Origin of the sequence: Pontibacter coccineus (assembly GCF_030546575.1) — a bacterium.
GTDB classification, from domain to species: domain Bacteria; phylum Bacteroidota; class Bacteroidia; order Cytophagales; family Hymenobacteraceae; genus Pontibacter; species Pontibacter coccineus.
In genome coordinates, this window is record NZ_JAUOTN010000007.1 from 142288 (window position 1) to 167875 (window position 25588).

The following is a 25588-nucleotide window of genomic DNA, read 5'->3' on the forward strand; positions in this document are numbered from 1 at the left end:
GGGGTATAGGCAAAGGTTGTCAGGCAAAGGACAATTGAGTTTCAAGCTCTGTCCGTTAAATGCGACAGGTATAGCGTTATACCTGATTAAGTAATTTTCGGTGTTGCTTCCATTTGTGTTTCACGCGCATGGCTCCTGCCATTTGAGTAAAGGGATAGTTACCGTGGAGGAAAGGCTGGGATAAGCGTGGCGTCTTACTTTATCAGACTTTCGTTTCATCCACCTTTCTTTCTCAGCAAAACTCGCCTGGTACAAAGGCAGGTTCTATAGCTTCAGATTCAGGCTCTCATACAGTTCTTTGAAATACCTGCACCAGGACGCGACCTTTTCGTTTTCTTCCTCCTGCTTTTTGCAATGGTCCTCATACACGGTCTGCCGCAATCTGAAAGCGATGTTCTGAGACTGCCAGTACTCCGGTTTCAGCTTGGAGCCGTTGAACACGGTGAGCAACTCCGTCAGGTATAGCATGTGCGCCGTATCATCGGGATGTTCCTCCAGGTAGTGCATGGCTTCTTCTACGTGAATGGTAGCCGCATAATTCACAGCGGCTTCACCCAGTTTCACGCCCATACGCTCCTCCTCTTTCAGCAGTTTGAGTACCGTGTCCACATCCACCCGTTCGGCCTTCAGGGCATCGAGCAATCGACCCGTCACGATGTATTCCACTGTGATTTGCAGCGGACGCGGCAGCTTCATGTCCACGTTTTTGATGGCGGCCATGAGCGGGTAGTTGTTGTCGTATACCTGCTGAAAGTCGTGCTCCAGCGCCCGCATGGTTTGCTCCAGTACCTGGTCCAGAATCCTCTTCTGGTCGTCGCGGAACAGGTGCCAGAACGAGTAGTTGTGCGACTCAAAGTGCTTGTCAAGCAGCATGATCACCTCTGTGATGTTGCCTTTGTCGAAGGCGGTGGTGAGCTCGTGGTGCAGGGTAGCGAAAGCATCGGCGCTCACGTATTTGCGCACGCCCCCGAACAGCTGGTGATCGCCGATGTGCAGTACGCCAAACGACACGTCCACTTCCTCCCAGGTGATGGTCGAACGGATGAAGGCCTTGCCGATGGCCAGTCGCTGACGACCTGCTTCCAGCATTTCGTAATATTCCGAGGTCGCCTTGTAACTGTAAAGCGGCAGCTCATCCGGTGTGTCGGTAAAGAGCGAGGACACGGCATAATGGGCTCCGACACGCAGCAGATCCAGCTGGGTAGGCTGCACGATTTTATAGTAAGCCTTGGAAGCGTCGCCATATTCTTTGTTGTTGCTCTTGGCCCGTTTCAGAAATTCTACAAACGTCGTTTCATAGTCTTCGCCGCTCAGGTCTTTCGCTAGCTGCAGGGCCCGGGTCGCATACAGGATGTCCTGCATGGTTTCAATGCCCGACACCTCGTCAAAGAACCAACCGCAACTGGTGTACATCAGCATGGCATGGTACTGCATTTCAAGCAGTTTCAGAAATTTGGTCTCTTCCTGCCTGTTCAGGCCACGCCCGCAATGTACACGCATAAACTCCCGTACATGGGCTTCCTCCCGGTTCATGATCACCTCGATGTAATCGTTGCGCGTCTGCCAGGGGTCGGCGCCTAGCTGCCGCATTTCCTGTTCGTAGAGCGGCTCCAACTGGTCACGCACCCAGTCAAAGGCCTCCCGCACCGGTTCGCGCCAGGCCTGGTTCCAGTCATCGTGACCGCCGGTATGGCAACCGCAGTCGCTGCGCCAACGCTCCACGCCGTGCATACAGCTCCATGAGGTGTTTTCGATGATCTCGGCTTCGTACCTGGGCGGGTAGAGCTCCAGGTATTCTCCGTAAATTGTGATCCTGGCCAGTTGCTCATGTTCGATGTGGTGCAGGGCGTAGGAGAGGGCCATCTCGCCGAAGCGGTGGTGGTGGCCGTAGGTTTCGCCGTCGGTGGCGATGTGCATCAGCTGCGGGTCTTTGCTTTGCTCATCAAAGGTGGTGGTGAGACGGTGCGCGAATTTCTCGCCGCTCTCTAGCAAACCCTCAAAGGCGATGGCCTGCGATACGGGCGCATCATAAAAGAACAAAGCAATCGTGCGGCCCGAAGGTAGCGTGCAGCGATAAGGCCGCTTGGGGTTAATCTTGGCACCGGTCGCATCGTGCCATTCCTTTTCGTCGAGCTTGCGGTAGCGTTTGGCCTGATATGGTGATAGAATTGTGAACTTAACGCCATGTTCGGCCAGCACTTCCAGCGTTTCCGTATTTACAGCCGTTTCGCCCAGCCACATGCCTTCCGGGTCACGGCCGAAACGCTTCCGGAAATCATAAATGCCCCAGATCACCTGCGTATGCTGGTCGCGCTCGTTGGCCAGCGGCATGATCATGTGGTTGTATACCTGCGCCAGCGCGGCTCCGTGCCCTGAAAAGCGCTTCTGGCTCTCTTTGTCGGCATCAAGTATGGACTGGTAAATGTCGGGCGCCTTTTTCTCCATCCACTCCAGCAAGGTCGGGCCGAAGTTGAAACTCATCCGGGCGTAATTGTTCATAATGTCCACGATCTGGCCTTTGCCATTCTGGATGCGGGAGGCGGAATTGCGGGCGTAACATTCTGCCGTAATGCGCTCGTTCCAGTCGTGGTAAGGGTGCGCCGACTCCTGCAGCTCCACCTCGTTAAGCCAGGGGTTTTCGCGGGGCGGCTGGTAAAAGTGACCGTGAATACAGATGTACTTGTTCATATTTTAATGGGACAAAGGGTCGTTCGACAAAGGACAAGGGACTGGCAGGTATAGACTCCTTGGGCTTACCTCCAGGAAAGTGCTATACCTGATGGCGCTCTTGTCGCTTTTTATAAAATGATGTTGCTTTGGTATACGGTAACCGATGCGGCCGGCAGTTCTATTTCCTGACCTGCGCTCATCTCCTGCGGTAGTGCTATACCTGTCCCGCCATACCTGTTCTCATCCGAACCCAGCACCAGCTTCCACGAAGCACCCACCTCTTTCACTACTTTAGCCTTTTGTGGTTGATTACTTATGTTAAACAAGGTATAGAGGTACGGACTCTCGCCGGAGTGGATCAGGTGCAAAACCTGGGTATGGCTGTCGGCAGAAACATGCAGGCGGGCCTTATCAGGGCGGAGCAAAGCAGGGGCCGACTTGCGAAGCCGGATCAGCGCTTTATAGAAGTCACGCAGCTGGCGGTGTGGTTCGCTGTGCTGGTAGCTGCGCTGCAGTTTCGATTGGTTGAACGTGTCCTCAGACTGTGGGTCCGGTGCCTCGCCCTGCCAGGTAAACGACGAGAATTCTTCTTTACGGCCTTTGCGCACGGCCTCCACTAAGTCTTTGTCAGAGTGGCTCACAAAGTATAGGAAGGGATTTTCCTCACCATACTCCTCGCCCATGAACAGCATGGGCGTTAAAGGGGAGAGCAACACCAGCCCGGCCGCCACTTTAAGCATGTCGTAGGAAACGAGTTTGGTCAGACGCTCGCCGAGCATGCGGTTACCTACCTGGTCATGGTTCTGGGAGCAGACCACAAACTGCCGCGCAGGATTAGCAGTCGCATCGCTGCCAAAAGTGCGTTTGCGGTGCTCGGAGTAAAGGCCGTCGTACACAAAACCGTGCTGCAGTGCTTTTTGCAGCTGCTCCAGTTTGCCAAAGTCGCTGTAGTAGCCGGAGTCTTCGCCGGTAAGCAGTGCGTGCACGGCGTGGTGAAAATCGTCGCTCCATTGCGCCGCCAATCCAAAGCCGCCTTTCTCTGTCGGGTTGATGATGCGCACGTCGTTCAGGTCACTTTCAGCAATCAGAATGAAGGGACGACCCAACTGTTGTTCCAGGTGCTCCACCTGCTCCTGTAGCTCCTGCAAAAAGTGCTTGGCACCGGTATCGAGGATGGCGTGCACAGCATCAAGGCGCAGGGCATCGATGTGGTAGTCGCGCAGCCACAGCAGGGCGTTCTGGATGAAAAAGTTACGTACATGGTCGCTGTGGGCATCGTCAAAGTTGAGCGCTTTGCCCCAGGGCGTATTATACTTGTCAGTGAAGTAAGGGCCAAAGTCGTTGAGGTAGTTGCCTTCCGGGCCCAGGTGATTGTACACGACATCCAGCACTACGGCTATACCTGCGGCATGGCAGGCATCCACCAGTTTCTTCAGTCCCTGCGGACCGCCGTAGCTTTCCTGTACCGCCGAAGGGTATACGCCGTCATAGCCCCAGTTGCGACTGCCCGCAAAAGCTGCCACCGGCATCAGTTCGATGGCCGTTATACCTAAGTCAACCAGTTCGGGGAGCTTGTCGATGACACCCTGAAAAGTACCTGCCTCGGAAAAGGTGCCCACGTGCAGCTCGTAAATAATGTACTGCTCCAGCGGCAGGGGTTTCCAGTTGATATCAGTCCACTCAAAGGAGGTGTGATCTACCACAACTGAGGGCTCATGCACGCCGTCGGGCTGGAAATGAGAGGCAGGATCGGGACGTTCCATGTCTTCATCAAGCCGCAAAGTATAGCGGGCTCCCGGACCTGTTTCTTCGCTCAACGCAGTCCAGTAACTGAAGGCTTCGCGCTGCAGCGGTATTATCTTATCGTTATCTTTTAATACCACATCCACCTGCCCGGCAGTAGGCGCCCAAACGGTGAACAGGGTGCCTTTTCCTGGGGTATATTGTGCTCCTATCTCTCGTGTTATGCTCATTTTCAATGTTTTTACGCCTGATTCTTAACTCGCTTATACGCGAATAGGTTGTTCTTTTTTAGGCAATCCAATTTTTTCCGTTTCCAATCTGTCCAATAACCCGCTTAACATAAGTTGTAGGTATAGCAGCATTACCCAGCTTCGAAACCTATTGCGCGCGCATGCAGTACCTATTAGCTATTCTTCATCAAATCAGGAAAAAAAGCATACATGGAAGCACTGGAAGGAACCAAAAGGGTTGTCATCGAGAACGTGAAGCCGCAGGTAAACTGTGGGCAGTATCCAATCAAACGCGTTGTGGGAGAGGAAGTCGAAGTGACGGCAGATGTGTTTGGAGATGGCCATGATGAAGTAAAAGCCGTGCTGCTCTACCGCCATTCCAAAAAGAAAAAGTGGAGCGAGGTGCCGATGCAATTCCTGGGCAACGACCACTGGCGCGTAACCTTCACACCCGATAGCATGGGTACCTTTGAGTACACCCTGCAGGGCTGGATCGACCACTTCTATACCTGGCAAAAGGGACTGAAGAAAAAATTCGAGGCAAACCAGGATATCACAGTCGAACTGCAGATAGGAGCGCAGCTGCTCGAAGAGTCTGCCGCCACGGCCAAGCCCGGTCAGCAGAAGCGCCTGCGCAAATGGGCCGAGCAATTGAACAAACCCGGCTCCATTGCCGACGCCGTAGCACTGGCCACCAGTCCGGATGTATCGGACCTGATGCACGCCTGCTGCGAGCGCCAGAATGTGACGAATTACCACAAAATACTGACCGTAGAAGTAGAGCGGCAGAAAGCGCTGTTCAGTACCTGGTACGAGTTCTTTCCGCGCTCTGCTGCACAGGAGGACGGCCGCCACGGCACTTTCCAGGATTGCGAGCGGCTCCTGCCACGCATCGCCGAAATGGGCTTCGATACGATCTACCTGCCGCCTATCCATCCGATTGGTTTTGCTTTCCGGAAAGGCAAAAACAACTCAGTCACTTCGCAGCCCGGAGAGCCGGGTTCACCCTGGGCTATCGGCGCCGAAAGCGGAGGACATAAAAGCATTCTGCCGGAGCTGGGCAGCCTTGACGAATTCCGGCATTTTGTGCAGTCCGCCCGCGAGCACGGCATTGAGGTAGCCCTGGATTTCGCTATCCAGTGCTCGCCCGACCACCCGTATGTAAAGGAGCACTCACAATGGTTTAAGTGGCGGCCCGATGGCACGGTGCAGTACGCCGAAAACCCACCCAAGAAATACCAGGACGTGCTGCCCGTCAACTTCGAAACGGAAGACTGGCAAAACCTGTGGCGCGAGCTCAAAAGCATCGTTATCCACTGGATCGAGCAGGGCGTTTACATCTTCCGGGTTGACAACCCGCATACCAAGCCTTTCGCTTTTTGGGAATGGATGATCCGGGAGGTGCGCCAGCAATACCCACAGGTCATTTTCCTGGCAGAAGCCTTCACCCGTCCGCGTGTAATGGAGCGTTTGGGAAAGATCGGTTTCACGCAGTCCTATACCTACTTCACGTGGCGCAACACGGCCGCGGAGATCAAAGAATACATGCGCGAGCTCACTCAGACCGAGATGCGCGACTTTTACCGCCCGAACTTCTGGCCAAACACCCCCGACATTCTGCCGCACGAATTGCAGTCTGGCGGTGAGCCGGCGCACATTACCCGTGTGGTGCTGGCGGCTACGCTCTCGTCCAACTATGGTATGTACGGGCCTGTATATGAGTTCGGCATCAACACGCCGGTACAAGGCAAGGAAGAATACTGGGATTCGGAAAAGTACGAGGTCATGCATTGGGACTGGGGCCGCCTGACCAAAATCCGGGAGGTCATCACCAAAATAAACAAGATACGGCAGGTCAACCCGGCGCTGCAAACCACCTGGAACATAGCCTTTGGCGACACCGACAATCCGCAGTTGCTGTGCTACACCAAGTGGGACAGCGAACGGCGAAACAAGATGCTGATGGTCGTGAACCTGGACCCGCACAACACGCAGGCCGGTTGGGTACAGGTGCCGCTGCATGCCCTGAACATGGACAGCACCCAGCAGTACATGGTGCACGACCTGATGACCGAACACAAATATACCTGGAACAGCGAATGGAATTACGTGGAGCTTCGGCCACACGAAATGCCGGTTCATGTGTTCCGCATCGAAACCGCAAACCCTGGCATGGGCCACGACAGTCTGGACGACAACTGGCTGCCCGATGACCACGGCAAACACGAATAAAACAGAAAAAACTATATGGCAGAGGACAACACCCTTCTCGACGACAACATTCACTGGTACAAAGACGCCATCATTTACGAGTTGCACATCAAGGCCTTTATGGATGGCAACGGCGACGGCATCGGCGACTTCAAAGGCCTGATGCAAAAGCTTGACTATCTGGAAGAACTGGGCGTAACGGCTATCTGGCTCTTGCCTTTCTACCCGTCGCCGCTCAAAGACGACGGCTACGACATTGCCGACTACTACAGCATCAATCCGAGCTACGGTACCATGCAGGATTTCAAGCTGTTTGTGAAAGAGGCGCACCGCCGTGGGCTGAAGGTGATCACCGAGTTGGTCATCAACCACTCTTCCGACCAGCACCCCTGGTTTCAGCGGGCACGTCGCGCCAAGAAAGGCTCCAAGTACCGCAACTACTACGTCTGGACCGACGATCCGAAGCAGTACAAGGACGTGCGCATTATTTTCACGGATTACGAGCCTAGTAACTGGACATGGGACCCGGTGGCCGGTCAATACTATTGGCACCGCTTCTTCCACCACCAGCCCGACCTGAACTTCGACAACCCGGACGTGCAGCAGGAGGTGTTCAAGATGCTCGATTACTGGTTCGACATGGGCGTGGACGGCTTCCGTCTGGATGCCGTGCCTTACCTGTTCGAGCGAGACGGCACCAACTGCGAGAACCTGCCCGAAACCCACGACTTCCTCAAAAAGCTGCGCGCCCACGTGGACAGCAAGTATGAGGGCAAACTGCTGTTGGCGGAAGCGAACATGTGGCCGGAGGATTCGGCTTCGTACTTCGGCAACGGAGATGAGTGCCACATGAACTACCACTTCCCGATCATGCCGCGCCTGTTCATGTCGGTGAAGATGGAGGACCGCTACCCGATCATCGACATATTTGACCAGACACCGGCTATACCGGAGACCTGCCAGTGGGCGATGTTCCTGCGCAACCACGACGAACTCACACTCGAAATGGTGACCGACGAGGAGCGCGACTACATGTACAAGGTATACACACGGGACCCGCTAGCCAAGATCAACCTGGGTATACGCCATCGCCTGGCCCCACTCTTAGGCAACGACCGCGCGAAGATCGAGTTGATGAACGTGCTCCTTTTCTCAATGCGCGGCACACCGGTGGTGTACTACGGCGACGAGATCGGGATGGGCGACAACTACTACCTCGGTGACCGCGACGGGGTGCGCACGCCCATGCAGTGGAACGATAACCGCAACGCGGGCTTCTCCACGGCCAATCCGCAGAAGCTATACCTGCCCGTGATCATTGACCCGGAGTACAAATACGAGTCGGTGAACGTGGACACACAGCAACACAACGCCAACTCGCTGCTGTGGTGGATGCGCCGCGTCATCAACATGCGCAAGCGCTACAAGGCCTTCGGTCGCGGCGAGATCCGCTTCCTGAATCCTGCTAATGCGAAGGTGCTGGCTTTTGTGCGCTCTTACCAGGACGAAAACATCCTGGTGATCGCCAACCTGTCGCGCTTCCCGGAGGCAGTGGAGCTGGACTTGCCGGAGTTCAGAGGCTATGTGCCGGTGGAGGTGTTCAGCAAAAACAAATTCCCACAGATAAAAGACGAAAACTACGTGCTCACGATGGGGGCGCACGGCTACTTCTGGTTCGAGCTGCAACCGCAGGAAGTAAGCGGCCGCGAAGGGCTCGACATGAAAAAGCCAGCCATGCAGTTGCCGCCACTTAGTCAGCCTATACCTTCCCGAGCACTCAAAACGCTCGAGAGTAAGGTGCTGCCGCCTTACATCATGAACCGTCGTTGGTTCGGGGGCAAGGCCCGCACCATACAGCGCATGCAGGTGGTAAATAACATGCCGATGGTGGCCGGGCGCTTTGCCGCTTCGCTGTTGTTTATTGAGGTGAGCTACAACGAAGGGCTGTCTGAGCTGTACCAGTTGCCGATCGCCTTTGCCAGCGGCGAACAGGAGGAGGAACTGATTGCCACGCAACCCAACAGCGTGATTGGCCGCGTGACCATGGATGGGAAAGAAGGCATCCTGTACGATGCTGTCTACTCTGAGGATTACCGCCAGATGCTGCTCAACCTGATGGCCAAACGCAAAAGCATCAAAGTGGATGGCGCTGAACTGGTGGGTACCGGAAGCCGCAGCATTGCCAATAAAATAAAAGAGATAGGGCAGCCGCTCACTTCTAAAATACTGGGGGCGGAGCAGAGCAATACCTCCGTCCTGTACGACAACCAATTCTTCCTGAAGGTATACCGCAAGCTCGACCGCACGCTGAATCCGGATGTGGAGATCGTGCAAGCCCTGACTGACAAGGAATTCCCGCATGTGCCAATGTTCCTGGGCTCGGTGGAGCACGAGGAGGAAGGCAAGCCGCCGATGGTGCTCGTGATGCTGCAGGAGCTCGTGCCGAACCAGGGCGATGCCTGGGTATACATGGAGGATTCGCTCAAGCGCTTTTTCGAGCGTCTGCAAACCCATAAAGACCACGAACCATTGTCTGACACAACGGGCACACTGGCGCGGCCTGTACCGTTTGCCGACGCGCCGGAGCACATGCAGTTGCAACTCGGAGGCGCTTCGGTAGAGCGCATCGAACTGTTGGGGCAACGCACCGCCGAAATGCACCTGGCCCTGGCCGATATGGTTGAATCCAGGGACTTTGCACCGGAGGAGTTCTCGCTCCATTACCAGCGTTCGCTCTACTCGTCGCTCACCTCACTGGTGCGCAGCAATTTTGACAGCCTGCGCAAGCACCTGCCTAATTTGCCGGATAGCGTGCGGGCGGAGGCCGAGGAGGTGCTGCAGATGCGGCAGCAAGTGCTGGAACGTCTCAAGATGATCTTCCGTCGCAAGATCGACACGATGAAGATCCGTACCCACGGGGATTACCACCTGGGGCAGGTGCTGTTCACGGGACGAGATTTCATCATCATTGACTTTGAAGGAGAACCGGCCCGCTCGTTCAGCGAGCGCCGACTCAAACGCTCCCCGTTGCGCGACGTGGCCGGTATGATTCGTTCGTTCCACTACGCCGCTTACAATGCGCTGTTCCAGCAGGACAGTTTCCGCAAAGAAGACGGCGACTATTTAGACCAATGGGCCGAGCAATGGTACCACTACGCCAGCGGGTTCTTTATGCATACCTACCTGGGTATAGCCAAGGGAACGGGCGTGGTGCCGGAGAACGAAGAAGACATACAGGTGCTGATGGAAACCTACCTGTTGGAGAAGGCGATCTACGAGCTGGGCTATGAACTGAATAACCGTCCGGATTGGGTTCTCATCCCGATCAGGGGCATAAAGTACATCATGAGGAAATATCAGAATGGCTAAGAAAAAGGAACAGGATAACACACAGCAGAACCCACTGACAGGTATGGAAACCGGTGCCGGCGCAGCCATGAACGAGGGCACGGAGCCGAACAAAACGGGGGGCAGAAAGAAAATCAAAAAAGATGAAGATATAGCTCCTGTAGGAGTGCAGTCTGGTATGGCTGCAGCCCAACCCAAAAGGGGCAGGCCGCGCAAAACAGACGACACTGAAATAGGAGGTGCAGCCCGGGAAGTGATGGTGAAGTCAAAGCGGGGGCGTCAAGATCAAGCCACTTCTGCCGAATCAACTACTGCGCAGGGTGAAACCAAACCAAAGCGAAGCAGGTCTGCTAAGTCAGCAACGCTGCAACAGGAGGCGCAGGAGGTAGGCCTGTCGACTACGCCTGCTCCGGTGGTGGAGCAGCCGCGGCAGGAGCAAACCGGACCGGTCTACTACGATATCAGCCGGTTGTCTGAGTTCGATGTATACCTGTTCCGCGAAGGCCGCCACTTTAACCTCTATGAAAAACTTGGCTCGCACCTGATGGAGCGGCAAGGTACGCAAGGCGCTTACTTTGCGGTATGGGCTCCGAATGCTGAGCAGGTTTCGGTGATGGGTGATTTTAATTCCTGGAACCGCGAAAGCCACCAACTGCAGGCGCGTGCTGATAACTCTGGTATATGGGAAGGCTTTATACCGGATGTGCAGGCAGGTATGCTGTACAAGTACCACATCAGGTCGCGCTACCACATGTACCATGTCGAGAAGAGCGACCCTTTTGCGCTGCGCCGCGAAAAACCGCCTCAGACAGCTTCGGTCGTACACGAGTTCCGCCATACCTGGCAGGACCAGAACTGGCTGGCACAACGCAAGTCGCGCCACGGACAGCCGCAGCCTTACGCTGTGTATGAAATGCATGTGGGCTCCTGGCGCCGAAAGCCCGAAGACAACAACCGTCCGCTAACTTACCGCGAACTGGCGGAGGAGTTGCCTGCCTACGTCAAGGATCTGGGCTTTACGCATGTGGAGTTTATGCCGGTGATGTACCATCCCTTCAGTGGCTCCTGGGGCTACCAGATCACAGGTTATTTTGCAGCAGCCAGTCTCTATGGTTCGCCGGAGGATCTGATGTACCTGATCGATGCCCTGCACCGCGAAGGCATTGGGGTGATCATGGACTGGGTGCCCTCGCACTTCCCGTCAGACGAGCACGGCCTGGCCTATTTTGACGGCACGCACCTGTTCGAGCACGCCGATCCGCGCAAAGGCTACCACCCGGACTGGAACAGCTACATCTTCAACTACGGTCGCAACGAGGTACGCTCTTTCCTGATCAGCAACGCTTTGTTCTGGCTCGATAAATACCACGTGGATGGCCTTCGGGTAGATGCCGTTGCCTCCATGTTATACCTGGACTACAGCCGCAAGCACGACGAATGGATCCCGAATGAGTTTGGCGGGCGGGAAAACCTGGAAGCCATCTCTTTACTGAAAGATTTCAACGAAGCCGTGCATACGCAGTTCCCGGAAACGCTCACGATCGCAGAAGAATCCACAGCCTGGCCGCAGGTAACAGGAAAAGTAGCAGACGGTGGTCTGGGCTTCGACATGAAGTGGATGATGGGCTGGATGCACGACACGCTCACTTATTTCTCAAAAGACCCCATCTACCGCCGGCACCACCAGGGCGATATCACCTTTAGCATCATCTACGCGTTCAGCGAGCGCTTCATGCTACCGCTCTCGCACGACGAAGTGGTGCATGGCAAAGGCTCCCTGATCCGGAAGATGCCGGGTGATGAGTGGCAGGCTTTTGCCAACCTGCGGGCGCTCTATACCTATATGTATGCGCACCCGGGTGCCAAGCTCCTGTTCATGGGCGGCGAACTGGCGCAAAGCGCTGAGTGGAACCACGACAGCAGCCTGGATTGGCACTTGCTGCAATATGGCAACCATGCAGGTATACAGCAGCTCATACGTGCACTCAACCATATCTACCAGCAGGAACCGGCCCTTTACGGCAAGGCCTTTGATCCGGCAGGCTTCGAGTGGATCGACTATAACGACGCCCACAACAGCGTGATCAGTTTCCTGCGCAAAGGGGAGCGGCCGGAAGAGCAGTTGCTGGTGGTGTGCAACTTCACGCCGGGTGTGCACGACAATTACCGCCTGGGCGTGCCAACGGGTGGTAACTGGTTAGAGGTGTTCAACAGTGATGATAGCCTTTTTGGTGGCAGCAATTTCCATAACCACGGAACGCTGCAGGCTATACCTGACTCCTTCCACGGGCATGATTACTCTATTGTGCTGAAGCTGCCGCCTATGGCGGTGGTGTATTTTAAGTATCAGCCACAGCAGGGTTAAGTTTGATTATTTGATAAGGGTATTACCTTGGTAAATGAGCGTCTGGTCAGGTATGAGCAGACGCTCATTTTTATGAGATATAGCGCGGCTAGCTATGGCACGAGCGTCGACGCTCGTGTCTGCTATAGTGGGGCCTCTGGCCCCATTGTCAGAAATAGCTAGCAGTATGCCTATACCTATACATATCGTAGGGTCGGTCTAGCTATACCTTAAGCTGATTTGTTCTATAGTTTCGCCTGTGCGGCGGGCACCTTCTTTTTGTCTTGACACAAAAAGAAGGCAAAAAAGTCAAGACCCTCCAAACTCGCTGAACGCTCGAACAGTGGAGTGTCGAAAAGCGCACCTAGCACCGCTACTTGTTTCATTGCTCAAGTGCAAGTTAGTCTTGCTATGCCTGCCAGTGGTTTGAGACACTCACGACAAAACTTATATCTAGCACTGGTAATGGCAGAAAGTCCCCCTTCGAAGGGGGCAGGGGGATGTTAATCGTGCACAGATAATACACAATAGCATCAAGTTCTCTGAACTGGCAGTAGCGAGCTCCCCGCCTTAGACAAGGAGGGGTTAGGGGCGGTAGAGCCCGGTATAGAAAAAGGACTTCTATAACTACAATGCTTATACCTGTAAAGTAGTAGCGGCGGCAATTCCCCTCTCGGGAGGGGCAGGGGTGGGTATAATCCGTGGGAGTAATTAAAGTCAGTCGCTAAGAAGCTATACCAAAAAACCGGCAGTAACGGCAAGTACCCCCTTTGAAGGGGGCAGGGGGATGACAATCGTGCACAGCTCCTTCCCCTGTTCTTAGGGGAAGGCAGGGATGGGGTTAATTCCCTGCAGCGTTTAGATCTAAAGAATTATTATGACTGCCAATACCGCTTCTCAGGGTAGGGGTCACTAAAACAGGAGGGACAGGTATAATCGTGCAATAAAGATCTACGAATCCTGAAAATCCTGACTCACCCACCTATCACTTCCCCTTCCTCAATGGCAGAAACTTGGTGAAACTTCGCTTGCGTTCACCCTCCTCGCTGGGGAGGTCTGTGTCCGATACCGAGCGCACGTCTTCGATAGAGTAGAAGGCGTTGGGGTTGTAGTCGCGGATAATGTCGATGACCTCCGTCATTTTCTTGCGCTTCACGATCATGAACAGCAGGTTGACATTGCCACGCGAGCCTTTGGCGTCCAAAGCGGTGAGGCGGTAGCCCCTGTTGGTCAGCCGACTGATGAGCTCGTCTCCAGAATCTACCGTAATAACCCGTACCACGACCTGGCCAAGCGCCAGTATCTGCTCGATGCGCAGACCCAGGAAATTGCCTGCGGCAAAACCGGCCGCCCAGGCAAAGTAGGAGGCAACGTTATTCAGGTTCTGCATCACCTGCGTAATGGCCACGAGCCAGATCAGTACCTCAACAAAGCCCAGCAGCGGGGCAATGGTCTTGTCTCCTTTCGAGATGAAAACGATGCGGAGGGTGCCCAGCGTCACGTCCATAATGCGGGCAAGAAAAATAAGGGCAGGTATAATGACCCAATTGACAATTTCAGGGTCAACTCCTTTAAAGTAATCCATGGGGTATTTTGTTCTTTGGCTAATGTGTAAGCTGTTACTGAGAACGACCAGAAATAGTTTTCTAATCTACAGTGCCCCGGGCCTTATCCAAGGCCTCCGGGCGAGGCTCACCTATAAAGATACTAAGTATTTCGCGGATATGATAGCACAACTCCAGGTATACCCTGTATGCGGAAGCAGGCCTCGCCGTGAGGTATATACTTCAGTGTCAGGCAGGGAATTTATTTCATATTAAATTTACTATATAGCCAGAACGCACGCTCAATTATATCCGTATGTTATAGAGATTGTCTCTGTCATAACCTGACGGAGCATATTTTTAATATCCGGACCCTGAATGCGGCTGGCTCACACCCTGGGTTGGCTGCTGCAGATGCCAGACATAAGGTGTAATCACATGGCGAAATTGATTATTGTATCAAACCGACTCCCTGTAAAACTACAGGAAAGTGAGGGACGGCTTGATTTTAAACCCAGCGAGGGCGGCCTCGCAACGGGACTAGGCTCTATCTACAAGAAAAAGAACAACCTTTGGATTGGCTGGCCGGGCATGGTAGTCGAAGATGAAACGCAGCAACAGCAAGTCATCGACAACCTCAATGGGCAAAACATGCACCCGGTTTTCCTGACCGAAAGAGAAATAAAAGAGTTTTATGAGGGCTTCAGCAACGAAACGCTGTGGCCTACTTTCCACTATTTCAGTCAGTACGCTATTTACGAGCAGCAGCTCTGGGAGACGTACGTAGAGGTTAACCAGAAGTACTGCGACGAGTTGGTGAAAGTGGCAGAACCCGATGATACGATCTGGGTGCACGATTACCAGTTGCTGCTACTGCCCTCCATGCTGCGCGAGAAACTGCCGGAAAGCACCATCGGTTTCTTTCAGCATATTCCGTTTCCATCTTACGAAGTGTTCCGGTTACTGCCCTGGCGCAAGGAGCTGCTGGAAGGTATGCTGGGTTCCGACCTGATCGGTTTCCATACCTACGACGACATGCGCCACTTCCTCAGTTCGGTAAACCGCCTAGTGGGACACGGCAGCACGCATGGCTGGATCAACACCGGCAACCGCTCGCTGCTCGTCGATTCTTTCCCGATGGGGATAGACTATGATAAGTATGAGCAGACAGCTGACAGCGAGGAGGTGAAGAAGCGGGAGAAGATTTACCGTAACAACCTGCACTCTAAAAAGATTGTGCTTTCCATCGACCGCCTGGACTACTCCAAAGGTATACCGCAACGGTTGCAGGCCTTTGAGCTCTTTCTGGAGCGCTACCCGGAGTTTCACGAGAAGGTGACGCTGGTGATGCTGGTGGTGCCGTCGCGGGATGCGGTGGAAAAATACAAGGAGCTGAAAGAGGCGGTGGACGAACTGGTGGGGCGCATCAACGGCAAATACAGCCACATGAACTGGAACCCGATCCAGTACTTTTACCGCTCGTATCCGTTGGAAACGCTCTCCGCCTTTTACCGAATGGCCGATGTGGCGCTGGTAACCCCGATGCGGGATGGCATGAACCTGGTCTGTAAAGAGTACGTAGCCAGCAAGCTTGACCAGACCGGCGTGCTGATCCTGAGCGAAATGGCGGGCGCTTCCAAAGAGCTTTCGGAGGCACTGTTGATCAACCCGAATGACATCAATCAAATGGTGGAGACGCTGCACACGGCCCTCACCATGCCCGAAGATATCCAGAAACAGCACATGCAGCACATGCAGGAATCGCTGCGCAGGTATAACATCCACCACTGGGTGAGTATGTTCATGGACCGCCTCTCTTATGTAAAGATCAAGCAGCTGTCCATGGCCACCACGTACCTCGACGAAGCTACCTACCAGGAACTCAGCAACTCGTATGCAGAGGCCAGTTCCCGCCTGTTCTTCCTGGAGTATGACGGCGCCCTGGTCGACTACCACAACCGTCCGCTCATGGCTGCCCCTGACGAAGATCTGCTGGAGCTTTTGCAGATGCTGAACAGCAATCCCAAAAACCGGGTAGTGGTGATCAGCAGCCGCGAGAAAGACAACATGCAGCGCTGGTTGGGCCACCTCAACATCGACCTGATAGCCGAACACGGCGTCTGGATAAAGCAGCGCGGCACCGGTTGGCAGACCATGACCAGCCTGATCGACGACTGGAAGAGCGACATTCGTCTGATTCTGGACCTGTACGTGGACCGCACGCCGGGCTCCTTTATAGAAGAGAAAGAGTACTCGCTGGTATGGCACTACCGCCGCGTGGAAACCGGCTTGGGTGAGCTGCGCGCTCGTGAGCTTGTAAGCCACCTCAACTTCCTGGCCACCAACAGCAACCTACAGGTGCTCGACGGGCAGATGGCTGTGGAGATCAAGGCGCAGGAGGTGAGCAAGGGCAAAGCGACCGGTTACTGGCTCAACATGTACCCGCACGACTTCGTACTGGCCGTCGGCGACGACTGGGGCGACGAGGACATTTTCAAGGCCATGCCGCGTGAGGCCTATACCATCAAGATCGGAAACTCCCACTCGGTGGCCAAGTACCACCTGGACAGCTGTGAAGAAGCCCGAAAGCTACTCTCCAGGCTGGTGGGGCTTAAACAAAAGAAGCTCCCGAAGGAATTGTTGTAAACTGAGGTATAGTGAAACCGAAAAAGCCCTGGCTGCTACTTAGCAGTCCGGGGCTTTTCGTTTAAGTGGTGTTGGCTGATCTCAGCGCCCGTCTTCCGTTCTTTTGCTATACCTGCGGTAGCTGAATATGAGCGAAAAAAGCACCAACGTATTGGCTACTAATTTCATGTATACCTGCTGGTTCGGCACAGAAGTTAGCGGGTCGGAAAAATAAAGGTTGGTTAGGTTATAAATGATCAAAACGATCAGCAGCACAATCAGGATGAGGGCAAATTTTTTCATGGAATGTCCGGCTCTACCTATTGAAACAAAGTGCCACTGCCCGCACCACCTTTCTCAGGCTTAGAGGCCGGCTCTTCGCAGTTCTCCTCGTTGAATACCTGGTTGATGGCGTTCTCGGCATGGCGCAGCTTGTCTTTGCAGAATTTGATCAGCAGGGAAGAGCGCTGCACTTTCTGTGTGAGTTCATCCACATCCACGGAGTCGCTTTCGATGGCCCGCAGGATTTCCTCGAGTTCCTGGGTGGCCTCGCGGTAGGTCATTTTACTTATGTCTTTGTTATTCATCTTTGTCTGTATTTACAACTAAACTGTGCACCCTGCCGTCCTGAAGGCGTGTTTCGATCACATCTCCCTCTTTCACCTGCCCCATGTACTTGATGATCTTGCCGTTGATCAATGTCAAGGTATAGCCGCGCAGCAGGAGCTTTTCCGGGTCGTTGGCCTGGATACGCATTTCGAGCAGCTCGAGCCGGTGGCTGTCGGCGCTCAGTTTTTTCTGGGCACTGTATTGCAGGCGGTCGCTGCATTTCACAAAGCTCAGCTGACTCCACTTGTGCTTGTCCTTGGCCTCTGTCTCGATGCAGTGCACGAGCTTGTTCAGATCCTGCTCTTTCATGTGCAGCCAGCGCTGGCCTATACCTTCCACACAAACGGTCAGTTCACTTAGTTCCTTAGAGCGCAGGTGCAACAAGTCTTTCGTATTTGCCTGCAGCAGCCTTTCCGAGGTCAGGAGTTGGTGCTTCTGGTTTTCGAGGAAGCTTTTGGGCTTGAGTAGCAGGCTCTTGGAAAAATGCTCCAGCTGCTCCCGGTTCTCCTGCAGGAAACTATTCGTAAGATTCGCGATTTTCAGGCTCTGCCTCTCCAGCTTGTCGGCCGTAAGGCGAAGCTGTTGGCTGGCGAACATGTGAATGCTGTCGAACAACCCCTCTACTGCCGTTTCGAAAGCAAGCGCTTTATCCAATAGGTAGTTCGCTACAGCTGTCGGGGTTTTCTGGCGGGTATGGGCTACGAGGTCGGCAATGCTTTCATCGCGCTCGTGGCCTATACCTGTTATCACGGGTAGGGGAGCGTTACCGATGGCTGCCGCTACTTTGTAATCGTCAAAGCAGCCCAGGTCCGTCTGCGAGCCACCCCCACGAATGATCACGATGGCGTCGAACAGGTGGCTATACCTGGCGATCAGATCCATGGCTTTGACGATAGAGGCGGGTGCCTCGTTGCCCTGCACCGTAGCCGGAAAAAGGCGCGTATCGAAGGTAAAGCCGTAGCTGTTGTTTTCGAGCTGGTGGATGAAATCCTGGTAGCCCGCCGCCGTCGCCGACGACACAATGGCCAGTCGCTGTGGCACCAGCGGCATTTCCAGTTCTTTGTTGGCCGTGAGCAATCCCTCAGCCTCCAGCCGCTTCAGGGTTTCCTGCCGCTGCCGGGCCAGGTCGCCAATGGTATAGTTTGCGTCGATGTTGACGATGTCGAGGCTCAGGCCATAGAGCTCGTGAAAACGCACCTGCGCCTGGAACAGGATCTTGAGCCCGGCCTTGAGCGGTTGCCCGGTCTTTTCCTCAAAGTAGCGCCCCAGCATCTGAAAGCGGCTGCTCCAGATCGTGGCCCTCGCCTGCGCCTGTATGGCACCACGCGGGATATCGCCTTTATCGACCAGGTTGAGGTAACAGTGCCCTTTGCGCCGGTCCGGCGTTACCTGCGATATCTCCGCCACCACCCAGTAACTCTCCGGAAACGCCAGTTCGAGCTCTTCCCGGATCTGCTGGTGCAGTTCGAAGAGCGAAAGCGGAGCATGAAACTCCTGGGTTACGGTAGTCTGGCTGAAATTAAACTGGGCCATGGGTAGGGTGAAGAATCTAATCCCGAAGATAGGGTTTTTGGAGGAATTATCTTTAAAGTCGAAAAGGGTTTTTGAGTTTTGCAGCTGTCAGGCTTTACTAAGAGACTACTTATGCAGGTACTGTAACAATGGTGTGAGCGTCCTCACTCGTGACGGCTATGGTGGGGCCTCTGGCCCAGGTATAGGTATAGCATACTTTGCTTTGTAGCTATGGCTGGTGCAGGTATAGCAACCAGTGTGGTTTCATTGCTTGCCCTGGCCGGGCGGGCCTTACTTTTTTCCTTGATGAAAAAAGTAAGCAAAAAAATCAAGATTCCCCAAACCCGCTGAACGCTCAAACAGTGGGTAATCAAAAAGCGCACTTGGCACCGCTGTTTGTTCCATAGCTTCGGGGGCAAGTTAGTCTTACTATACCTGCCAGTTTTTTGTCGGTCTGGACTACGAGGTTATACCTTTAGATTGGTAACTACAGGCTCCCCGCCTGGGGGTAGGGGCCCTCTTAAAGGACAAGGAGGGGTTAGGGGTGGTTGGACCCGGTATTATTTAGAAAGTCACAACGAAGCTTACACCTGCGAAGTAGTAGCGGTAGCAATTCCCCTCTCGGGAGGGGCGGGGGTGGGTATATTCCGTGTGAGTAATTAAAGACATTCGAAGAGAACCTATACCTAAAAACCGGTATTGCCGAGCAGTCCCCCTTGGGGGTATTGGCCCTCGACGAAGAAGGGGGCAGGGGGATGACAAGCGTGCACATGAAAACGTAGCTGCAAAGTCTCTACCTGTGAATTGGCAGCTGCAGGAAACGCCCCTCTTGGGAGGGGCAGGCTAATTGTACATGAGATTTCTCTCCAACATACAAATCCCAACCTTACCCCTTCAACTTGTCCAGCGTCTGCATTACCTTTTCCTGCCACAGCTGCTTTTCCAGAATCACGGGTGGGGCGGCGCGTTCGAGGCAGTCGAGGGCGGGGCAGCGTTCACAGGTTTCGTTGACGTAACGGTGCACAATGGCCGGGTCGTCTAGGAAGCGGACTTTGCGGCGCAGGTTCTCGTTGAGCAGCATACCGATGCTGATCGTCCCGTTCAGGCTTTCAGTAGGCTGGGCCAGGGCGAGTACCAGGTACTCGTTAGTAGAGTTGATGTAAGAGGAACGCTGTATACCAACCAGCGGCTGCTCAAGCTGCCCCGCCAGTTTCTGCCTGTCCATTTCCCCGAAGAGCGTGAGTGAGATCCAGCGGCGGCAATAGTGCTCGTTCAGGAAAGAGGCGTGTGGGTTATGCAACCCCGAGAGGTGCAGTTCTTTTGTAAGTGAATAGTGGTCTGAGGCTACATCGTGGTGGAAGCGCAGGAAAAAGAGTTGCTTGATGTTGAAAAAGCGGGGCAGGAGTGAAGTCAGGCGGTGCAGCAGGGTTTCTGGGGAGGTGCTGTAATTTTCCATGAGCTGCAGCAGCATGTTTGGCTGCCAGGTAGGCTGCGCGAAAAACGTTTGCATGTCCTGTACCAGGCGGTCGCGGTTGAGCAGCAAAGCTCCTGCGAAATAAGAGGCCTTGAAGTTGTTGAACACCTCTTCAAACGAGCCCACTTTCACCCAGGTGGAGGTATGGGGACGTGGTTTCAACTGCAGTACCTCAAAGCCGATCTCGCGGGCCACCGCAAATGCCCGTTGCTGCTCTGTTAGGTTGGGGTTGAGCAGGAGTAAAGGCGTAACACCGGGTCTGTGGATAGAACGAAGCGGAGCCAGCTCTGGGTACTGATCAAATGTCTCTGTTGCTATTTTTATGTTAAATGAATTTTCCAGTATACCTGCTAGCTGCACGTAGGAGGGTGTTTGTTCCGGACTGATTCCATGCGCCTCCATAAAGCGCTCCACCTCCAGTTCCAGGTCCTCGAAGTAATTGTCGTGCAGCTCTTGGTAAGAGCGCAGGGCGGAGAAATAGAACTGCTCTACCCGCAGGTCAAAGGCACGCGATATTTCCAGCAGGGTGTTCACAAAGGCGCTCAGCTTGGCCGGGGCAGTGGCGAAGAGGTCCAACAGGCGGCTGATGTCGAGCCCGAAATGTTCCAGGGGTAGCTCCGACAGAATATTCGACTGCAAAAGCTCCCCCACCGGCTGCAGGCGCTTGCTCAACTGCAGCGATACCAGGTAATCGTAGGTCACACCCAGTTCATCGGCGATCACGGCGATCTTACTCGGTTTCGGGTGCTTTTTTCCTTTCTCTATTTCATTGAGGTACGACACTGATATGCCGGTGCTTATGGCCAGGTCGGTTAGCGAGATGTTTTTTTCTGATCTTAACTGCTTGATTTTCAATCCGAGTATAAGCCGGATCGCATCTTCCTGTAGCCTCATTCAAATTTTTTTCTGGGTCTTTATGCTAATAAACGGGCTTTTGCGATTATTTCCTATAAATGTAAATAATTTTATTAGCGAAAATTCGCCAAATATAAAATGTTCGCGTATAGATTATAAAATTACAATTCATCACCTCAAATTTATAGTTATGTTAGTAGAAAGCACAGCCCAGGTAAAAGGTTCGCCTGTGAAAGGTATAGAGCAGGTATTAACGACTCAAGCCCTTGAATTTTTGGAAATGCTGCATGAGCGTTTCGAAACCAGAAGAATGGAGCTGTTAAAAGCAAGAGCGGAGCGACAACAACGAATCGATGCCGGCGAGCGTCCCGATTTTCTGAAGGAGACCAAAGCAGTTCGGGAGGGGGAATGGAAAGTGGGTGCTATACCTGCCGACCTGCAACTGCGCCGTGTGGAGATCACCGGACCGGTGGATCGCAAAATGGTGATCAATGCGCTGAACTCCGGGGCTGATGTGTTCATGGCTGACTTCGAGGACGCCAACTCGCCTACCTGGGAGAACGTGGTGCAGGGCCAACATAACCTATTCGATGTTGTGCGCCGCACCATTACCTACCAAAACGGCAAGGTATACCAGTTGAAAGAGACGGTGGCTTTGCTAAAAGTGCGTCCAAGAGGCTGGCACCTGACTGAAAAGCATTTGGTAATCGGCGACAAACCGATCTCAGCCGCCTTATTCGACTTCGGACTTTTCTTCTTCCACAATGCCCAAGAGCTGATCGCCCGTGGTACAGGACCTTATTTCTACCTGCCCAAACTGGAGAGTCATCTGGAGGCCCGCTTGTGGAACGAAGTGTTTGTGGCGGCACAGGAGGCCTTGGTGATACCTGTCGGCACGATCAAAGTAACCGTGCTGATCGAAACCATCCTGGCCGCTTTCGAGATGGACGAAATCCTGTATGAACTTCGCGAGCACATCGTCGGTCTGAATGCCGGCCGTTGGGACTACATCTTCAGTGCCATCAAGAAATTCCGCAACCAGCCGGATGTGATTTTTCCGGATCGCACGGCCATTACAATGCAGGTGCCTTTTATGAAAGCGTATACCGATCTGCTCGTGCAGACCTGCCACAAGCGTGGTGCGCATGCCATGGGCGGTATGGCGGCCTTCATCCCGAATCGGCACGATCCTGCCGTAAACAAAACGGCTTTTGAGAAAGTCAAAGCAGACAAGGATTTTGAGGCCAGGAACGGCTTTGACGGTACCTGGGTCGCCCATCCGGACCTTATACCTATGGCACGTGAAGCATTTGACAAAGTGCTCGGTGATAAACCGCACCAGAAAGAAGTGCTGCGCGAAGAAGTGAATGTGAAACCGGAAGACCTCCTCAACTTCAAGATAGAAGGGGGCAGGATAACAGAGGCCGGCCTCCGACTCAACATCAACGTGGGCATCCTGTACATCGGCAACTGGCTTTGCGGCACCGGCGCAGCGGCCATTCACAACCTGATGGAGGACGCCGCCACCGCTGAAATCTCGCGGGCGCAGGTATGGCAGTGGCTGCATCATGAGGGCACCCGTACCGCCGAAGGCGAACCCATTACCGAGGCCCGTGTGCTGCAGCTGATCAAAGAAGAAACCGAGCACATCAAAGAGGAAGTAGGCCTGGCTATGTTCAAAAACTGCCATTTCGAACGTGCCTCCCACCTTTTCTCCGAGCTTGTGCTCTCCACCTGCTTCGTCGACTTTCTGACGCTCCCGGCTTATAAGTACATTGACTAATAATGGGTAATGAGTAATGACGAATGAATAGTGAGGAATGGATTGATAATGAAAATTCCTTCATCATCAATCCATTCCTCACTATTCATTCGTCCTTATTCTCCACTCATTATTGATTCGACTTTAGGCATTCCCTGCCTACCACTCAGTAGTCATTACTCATCATTCATTACTCATTATACTATCATGAACAAGACCGAAAGAATTCAGGCTATCCAGCAAGACTGGATCGTGAACCCACGTTGGGCAGGTATAAAAAGACCGTATACCGCCGACGAAGTTGTGAAACTGCAGGGCTCCGTTAAAATTGAGTATTCCCTGGCCCGCAATGGGGCGGAGAAACTCTGGCATAAGCTGCACACAGAAGATTATGTGGCCGGACTGGGCGCCATGACGGGCAACCAGGCAGTGCAAGAAGTGCAGGCCGGTCTCAACGCCATTTACCTGAGCGGCTGGCAGGTCGCCGCCGATGCCAACCTGGCCGGCCACATGTACCCCGACCAGAGCCTGTACCCGGCCGACAGCGTGCCGAATGTGATCAAGAAGATCAACAACGCGTTGCTGCGGGCAGACCAGATCCAGAGCGTGACCGGCGAAGGGGAGATTGATTGGCTAGTGCCGATCGTGGCTGATGCGGAGGCGGGCTTTGGTGGTAACCTGAATGCTTTCGAATTGATGAAGATGATGATCGAGGCCGGAGCCGCCGGGGTGCATTTCGAGGACCAGTTATCGAGTGCCAAGAAGTGCGGCCACCTGGGTGGTAAGGTGCTGGTGCCGACGCAGGAAGCCATCAATAAACTGGTGGCAGCTAGACTAGCAGCCGATGTGATGGGTGTGCCAACCCTGCTGGTAGCCCGCACCGATGCTGACGCCGCCAACCTGATCACGAGCGACATCGATCCGCGTGACCATGAATTTATTATACCTGGCGAGCGCACCAGCGAAGGCTTTTACCGCGTGAATTGTGGTCTGGTGCAAGGTATAGCCCGCGGCCTGGCCTATGCCCCATACGCCGACCTGATCTGGATGGAAACGTCTACACCAGACTTAAAGCAGGCGCTCCGGTTTGCAGAAGCCATCCATTCCGAGTTCCCGGGCAAACTGCTGGCCTATAACTGTTCTCCATCCTTTAACTGGGCAGCCAAACTGCGCGTGGAGGAGATGGAAACGTTCCGGGAGGAGTTGGCTAGAATGGGCTACAAATTCCAGTTCATCACACTGGCCGGCTTCCATGCGCTCAACACCAGCATGTTCGAACTGGCCAGGGCCTACAAAGCACGGGGCATGGCAGGCTACTCGGAGTTGCAGGAGCGTGAATTTGGTCTGGCGAAGGAAGGCTTCAAAGCCGTGAAGCACCAGTCTTTTGTCGGCACCGCCTACTTCGATGCCATCCAGAACACGGTTACCTCAGGCACTGCTTCTACTGCTGCGCTGGCGGGCTCTACGGAAGAAGAACAGTTTCATTAAGCACAGACTGCCTGCCTAAAAAGCGAGCTCCCCGCTATCTGATGGATGGCGGGGAGCTCGCTTTTTGTAGGATATGAAAGGTATAGGATAGCCGTTTACTCTGTCTTGAACCCGATGCCCTTGGCGCGTTTTGCCCAATTCTCACGAGCCCATTTCTGCATATCCTCCACGTTGTCCATCTCGTCCATGATCTCCATACCTAACAGCGTTTCGATGATATCCTCCATGGTCACGATGCCGGCTGTGCCGCCGTACTCGTCCACGACCAGCGCAATGTGGTTTTGCTCTTTGATCAGTCGGCTGAACAGCTCAGGTATAGGCATGTATTCGGTCACTACTTCTATGCTGCGCTTGATGCTTTTCAGGGGTAAGTTGCCCTGGTTGTCGATTAGTTTGGAGAGCACTTCATCCTTCAGCACATAGCCATCCGAATCATCCAGACTGTTTTGGTAAACCGGAATGCGGGAGAAGCGCAAGGTCTTTGCCTGCTTGAAAAAGTCAACAATCAGCATGTCCTCCTGCGCACCGTAAACGACGGTTCGCGGCGTCATCACATGGCGCACCAGCACCTGGTTAAAGCGCAAAATGTTGCGCAGGATCTGGGACTCGCCTCGCTTAAAAATGCCTTCTTTTATACCTATTTCCGCCATAGCCGAAAAGTCGGCGCGGCTCAGCACACTCTTGTCCTTGTCACGTTTCAGGCGTTTGGTTATGAACTGCGAAAGCATGATGAGCGGATACAAAGGCGAGTAGATCATGATGCGTAGCGTGGTCACCGTAAAGGGGGTCAGTTGCCTCCAATAGTTGACACCGAGCGTTTTAGGTATGATCTCAGAAAAGATGAGGATGATGATGGTGACGATGGCGGACACCAGCGACAGGTACTTGTCTCCCCACAAGACCTGCGCCTGTGCGCCTACCCCGGCCGCGCCAATGGTATGCGCAAACGTGTTGAGGGTGAGGATAGCGGCCAGTGGCCGGTCCACGTTGTCTTTGAACTCTTGCAGGTGCTTGCCAAGCGCCGGATTTTTTTGTTTGGTGATGCCCACATGCGAGGGGGTGATGCTAAGCAGGGACGCCTCAAGCAAAGAGCACATGAAAGATAGAACGAGCGATATGAGAAGGTAAAATAATAGTAAACCCATGTAGGTGGTTACGGTTTTGGTTCGTCCA

At 53.9% G+C, this 25588-nt stretch carries 15 protein-coding genes; 6 read left to right on the plus strand and 9 right to left on the minus strand.

The features are described 5' to 3' along the window. Positions 1-264: 264 nt before the first annotated feature. Both Q4E40_RS16195 and treZ read right to left on the minus strand, forming a co-directional pair. The gene (locus tag Q4E40_RS16195) at positions 265-2688 is read right to left on the minus strand and encodes a DUF3536 domain-containing protein (protein WP_303413614.1); all 2424 of its coding nucleotides are present in this window, start codon (positions 2686-2688) and stop codon (positions 265-267) included. A gap of 110 nt (positions 2689-2798) precedes the next feature. Beyond that, positions 2799-4643, minus strand: coding sequence for a malto-oligosyltrehalose trehalohydrolase (gene treZ, locus Q4E40_RS16200; protein WP_303413615.1), 1845 nt, complete (start codon positions 4641-4643; stop codon positions 2799-2801). Positions 4644-4853: 210 nt separating this feature from the next. Between treZ and Q4E40_RS16205 the strand changes: the two genes are divergently transcribed. The 3 genes from Q4E40_RS16205 to glgB are packed head-to-tail and all read left to right on the plus strand — an operon-like array spanning position 4854 to position 12567. Beyond that, positions 4854-6875, plus strand: coding sequence for an alpha-1,4-glucan--maltose-1-phosphate maltosyltransferase (locus tag Q4E40_RS16205; protein WP_303413616.1), 2022 nt, complete (start codon positions 4854-4856; stop codon positions 6873-6875). A 15-nt stretch (positions 6876-6890) separates the two neighbouring features. Beyond that, positions 6891-10223 carry a maltose alpha-D-glucosyltransferase gene (gene treS, locus Q4E40_RS16210; RefSeq protein ID WP_303413617.1) on the plus strand — a complete coding sequence of 1111 codons (3333 nt, stop codon included), beginning with the start codon at positions 6891-6893 and terminating at the stop codon, positions 10221-10223. After that, positions 10216-12567 (plus strand): 1,4-alpha-glucan branching protein GlgB, encoded by a 2352-nt coding sequence (gene glgB / locus Q4E40_RS16215; RefSeq protein WP_303413618.1) that lies wholly within the window; start codon positions 10216-10218, stop codon positions 12565-12567. Before treS ends, glgB begins: the two co-directional genes overlap by 8 nt. 224 nt (positions 12568-12791) lie before the next feature. Here the strand turns inward: glgB and Q4E40_RS16220 are convergent, their stop codons facing one another. Continuing rightward, positions 12792-12932: a hypothetical protein gene (locus Q4E40_RS16220; RefSeq protein ID WP_303413620.1), complete on the minus strand. Its 141-nt coding sequence runs from the start codon at positions 12930-12932 to the stop codon at positions 12792-12794. 599 nt (positions 12933-13531) lie between these two features. Further along, complete coding sequence (locus tag Q4E40_RS16225; protein WP_303413622.1) at positions 13532-14131, minus strand: DUF2179 domain-containing protein; 600 nt, start codon at positions 14129-14131, stop codon at positions 13532-13534. Between the two features lie 397 nt (positions 14132-14528). On the opposite strand from Q4E40_RS16225, the gene Q4E40_RS16230 reads away from it, so the two are divergent. Next, on the plus strand, positions 14529-16736 hold the full coding sequence (locus Q4E40_RS16230) for a bifunctional alpha,alpha-trehalose-phosphate synthase (UDP-forming)/trehalose-phosphatase (RefSeq protein WP_303413624.1): 2208 nt from the start codon (positions 14529-14531) through the stop codon (positions 16734-16736). Positions 16737-16817: 81 nt separating this feature from the next. On the opposite strand, the gene Q4E40_RS16235 is transcribed toward Q4E40_RS16230, so the two are convergent. The 4 genes from Q4E40_RS16235 to Q4E40_RS16250 form a co-directional block, all read right to left on the minus strand. Next, positions 16818-17018 (minus strand): hypothetical protein, encoded by a 201-nt coding sequence (locus Q4E40_RS16235; protein WP_303413626.1) that lies wholly within the window; start codon positions 17016-17018, stop codon positions 16818-16820. A gap of 17 nt (positions 17019-17035) precedes the next feature. Further along, on the minus strand, positions 17036-17302 hold the full coding sequence (gene xseB / locus Q4E40_RS16240; protein ID WP_303413627.1) for an exodeoxyribonuclease VII small subunit: 267 nt from the start codon (positions 17300-17302) through the stop codon (positions 17036-17038). Further along, positions 17295-18857 carry an exodeoxyribonuclease VII large subunit gene (gene xseA, locus Q4E40_RS16245; RefSeq protein ID WP_303413628.1) on the minus strand — a complete coding sequence of 521 codons (1563 nt, stop codon included), beginning with the start codon at positions 18855-18857 and terminating at the stop codon, positions 17295-17297. Before xseA ends, xseB begins: the two co-directional genes overlap by 8 nt. Before the next feature lie 865 nt (positions 18858-19722). After that, entirely contained in the window at positions 19723-21204 is a 1482-nt protein-coding gene (locus Q4E40_RS16250; protein ID WP_303413629.1) for a helix-turn-helix domain-containing protein, read from the minus strand. Positions 21205-21355: 151 nt separating this feature from the next. Here Q4E40_RS16250 and aceB point away from each other — a divergent pair, with 151 nt between their 5' ends. Next, positions 21356-22948, plus strand: coding sequence for a malate synthase A (aceB, locus tag Q4E40_RS16255; RefSeq protein WP_303413630.1), 1593 nt, complete (start codon positions 21356-21358; stop codon positions 22946-22948). Positions 22949-23134: 186 nt separating this feature from the next. Next, entirely contained in the window at positions 23135-24415 is a 1281-nt protein-coding gene (aceA, locus tag Q4E40_RS16260) for an isocitrate lyase (RefSeq protein ID WP_303413631.1), read from the plus strand. Positions 24416-24510: 95 nt separating this feature from the next. Here aceA and Q4E40_RS16265 read toward each other — a convergent pair whose 3' ends face one another. After that, positions 24511-25560, minus strand: a complete 1050-nt coding sequence (locus Q4E40_RS16265; RefSeq protein ID WP_303413632.1) for a CNNM domain-containing protein — start codon at positions 25558-25560, stop codon at positions 24511-24513. Positions 25561-25588 lie beyond the last annotated feature (28 nt).

Excerpts from the sequence above, each read along its gene's own strand:
- Q4E40_RS16235 (WP_303413626.1), bottom strand. The coding sequence starts at position 17,018 with ATGAAAAAATTTGCCCTCATCCTGATTGTGCTGCTGATCGTTTTGATC.
- xseA (WP_303413628.1), bottom strand. The coding sequence starts at position 18,857 with ATGGCCCAGTTTAATTTCAGCCAGACTACCGTAACCCAGGAGTTTCAT.
- Q4E40_RS16205 (WP_303413616.1), top strand. The coding sequence starts at position 4,854 with ATGGAAGCACTGGAAGGAACCAAAAGGGTTGTCATCGAGAACGTGAAG.
- Q4E40_RS16225 (WP_303413622.1), bottom strand. The coding sequence starts at position 14,131 with ATGGATTACTTTAAAGGAGTTGACCCTGAAATTGTCAATTGGGTCATT.
- aceA (WP_303413631.1), top strand. The coding sequence starts at position 23,135 with ATGAACAAGACCGAAAGAATTCAGGCTATCCAGCAAGACTGGATCGTG.
- treZ (WP_303413615.1), bottom strand. The coding sequence starts at position 4,643 with ATGAGCATAACACGAGAGATAGGAGCACAATATACCCCAGGAAAAGGC.
- aceB (WP_303413630.1), top strand. The coding sequence starts at position 21,356 with ATGTTAGTAGAAAGCACAGCCCAGGTAAAAGGTTCGCCTGTGAAAGGT.
- treS (WP_303413617.1), top strand. The coding sequence starts at position 6,891 with ATGGCAGAGGACAACACCCTTCTCGACGACAACATTCACTGGTACAAA.
- Q4E40_RS16230 (WP_303413624.1), top strand. The coding sequence starts at position 14,529 with ATGGCGAAATTGATTATTGTATCAAACCGACTCCCTGTAAAACTACAG.
- Q4E40_RS16250 (WP_303413629.1), bottom strand. The coding sequence starts at position 21,204 with ATGAGGCTACAGGAAGATGCGATCCGGCTTATACTCGGATTGAAAATC.
- glgB (WP_303413618.1), top strand. The coding sequence starts at position 10,216 with ATGGCTAAGAAAAAGGAACAGGATAACACACAGCAGAACCCACTGACA.
- Q4E40_RS16220 (WP_303413620.1), bottom strand. The coding sequence starts at position 12,932 with ATGAAACAAGTAGCGGTGCTAGGTGCGCTTTTCGACACTCCACTGTTC.
- Q4E40_RS16195 (WP_303413614.1), bottom strand. The coding sequence starts at position 2,688 with ATGAACAAGTACATCTGTATTCACGGTCACTTTTACCAGCCGCCCCGC.
- Q4E40_RS16265 (WP_303413632.1), bottom strand. The coding sequence starts at position 25,560 with ATGGGTTTACTATTATTTTACCTTCTCATATCGCTCGTTCTATCTTTC.
- xseB (WP_303413627.1), bottom strand. The coding sequence starts at position 17,302 with ATGAATAACAAAGACATAAGTAAAATGACCTACCGCGAGGCCACCCAG.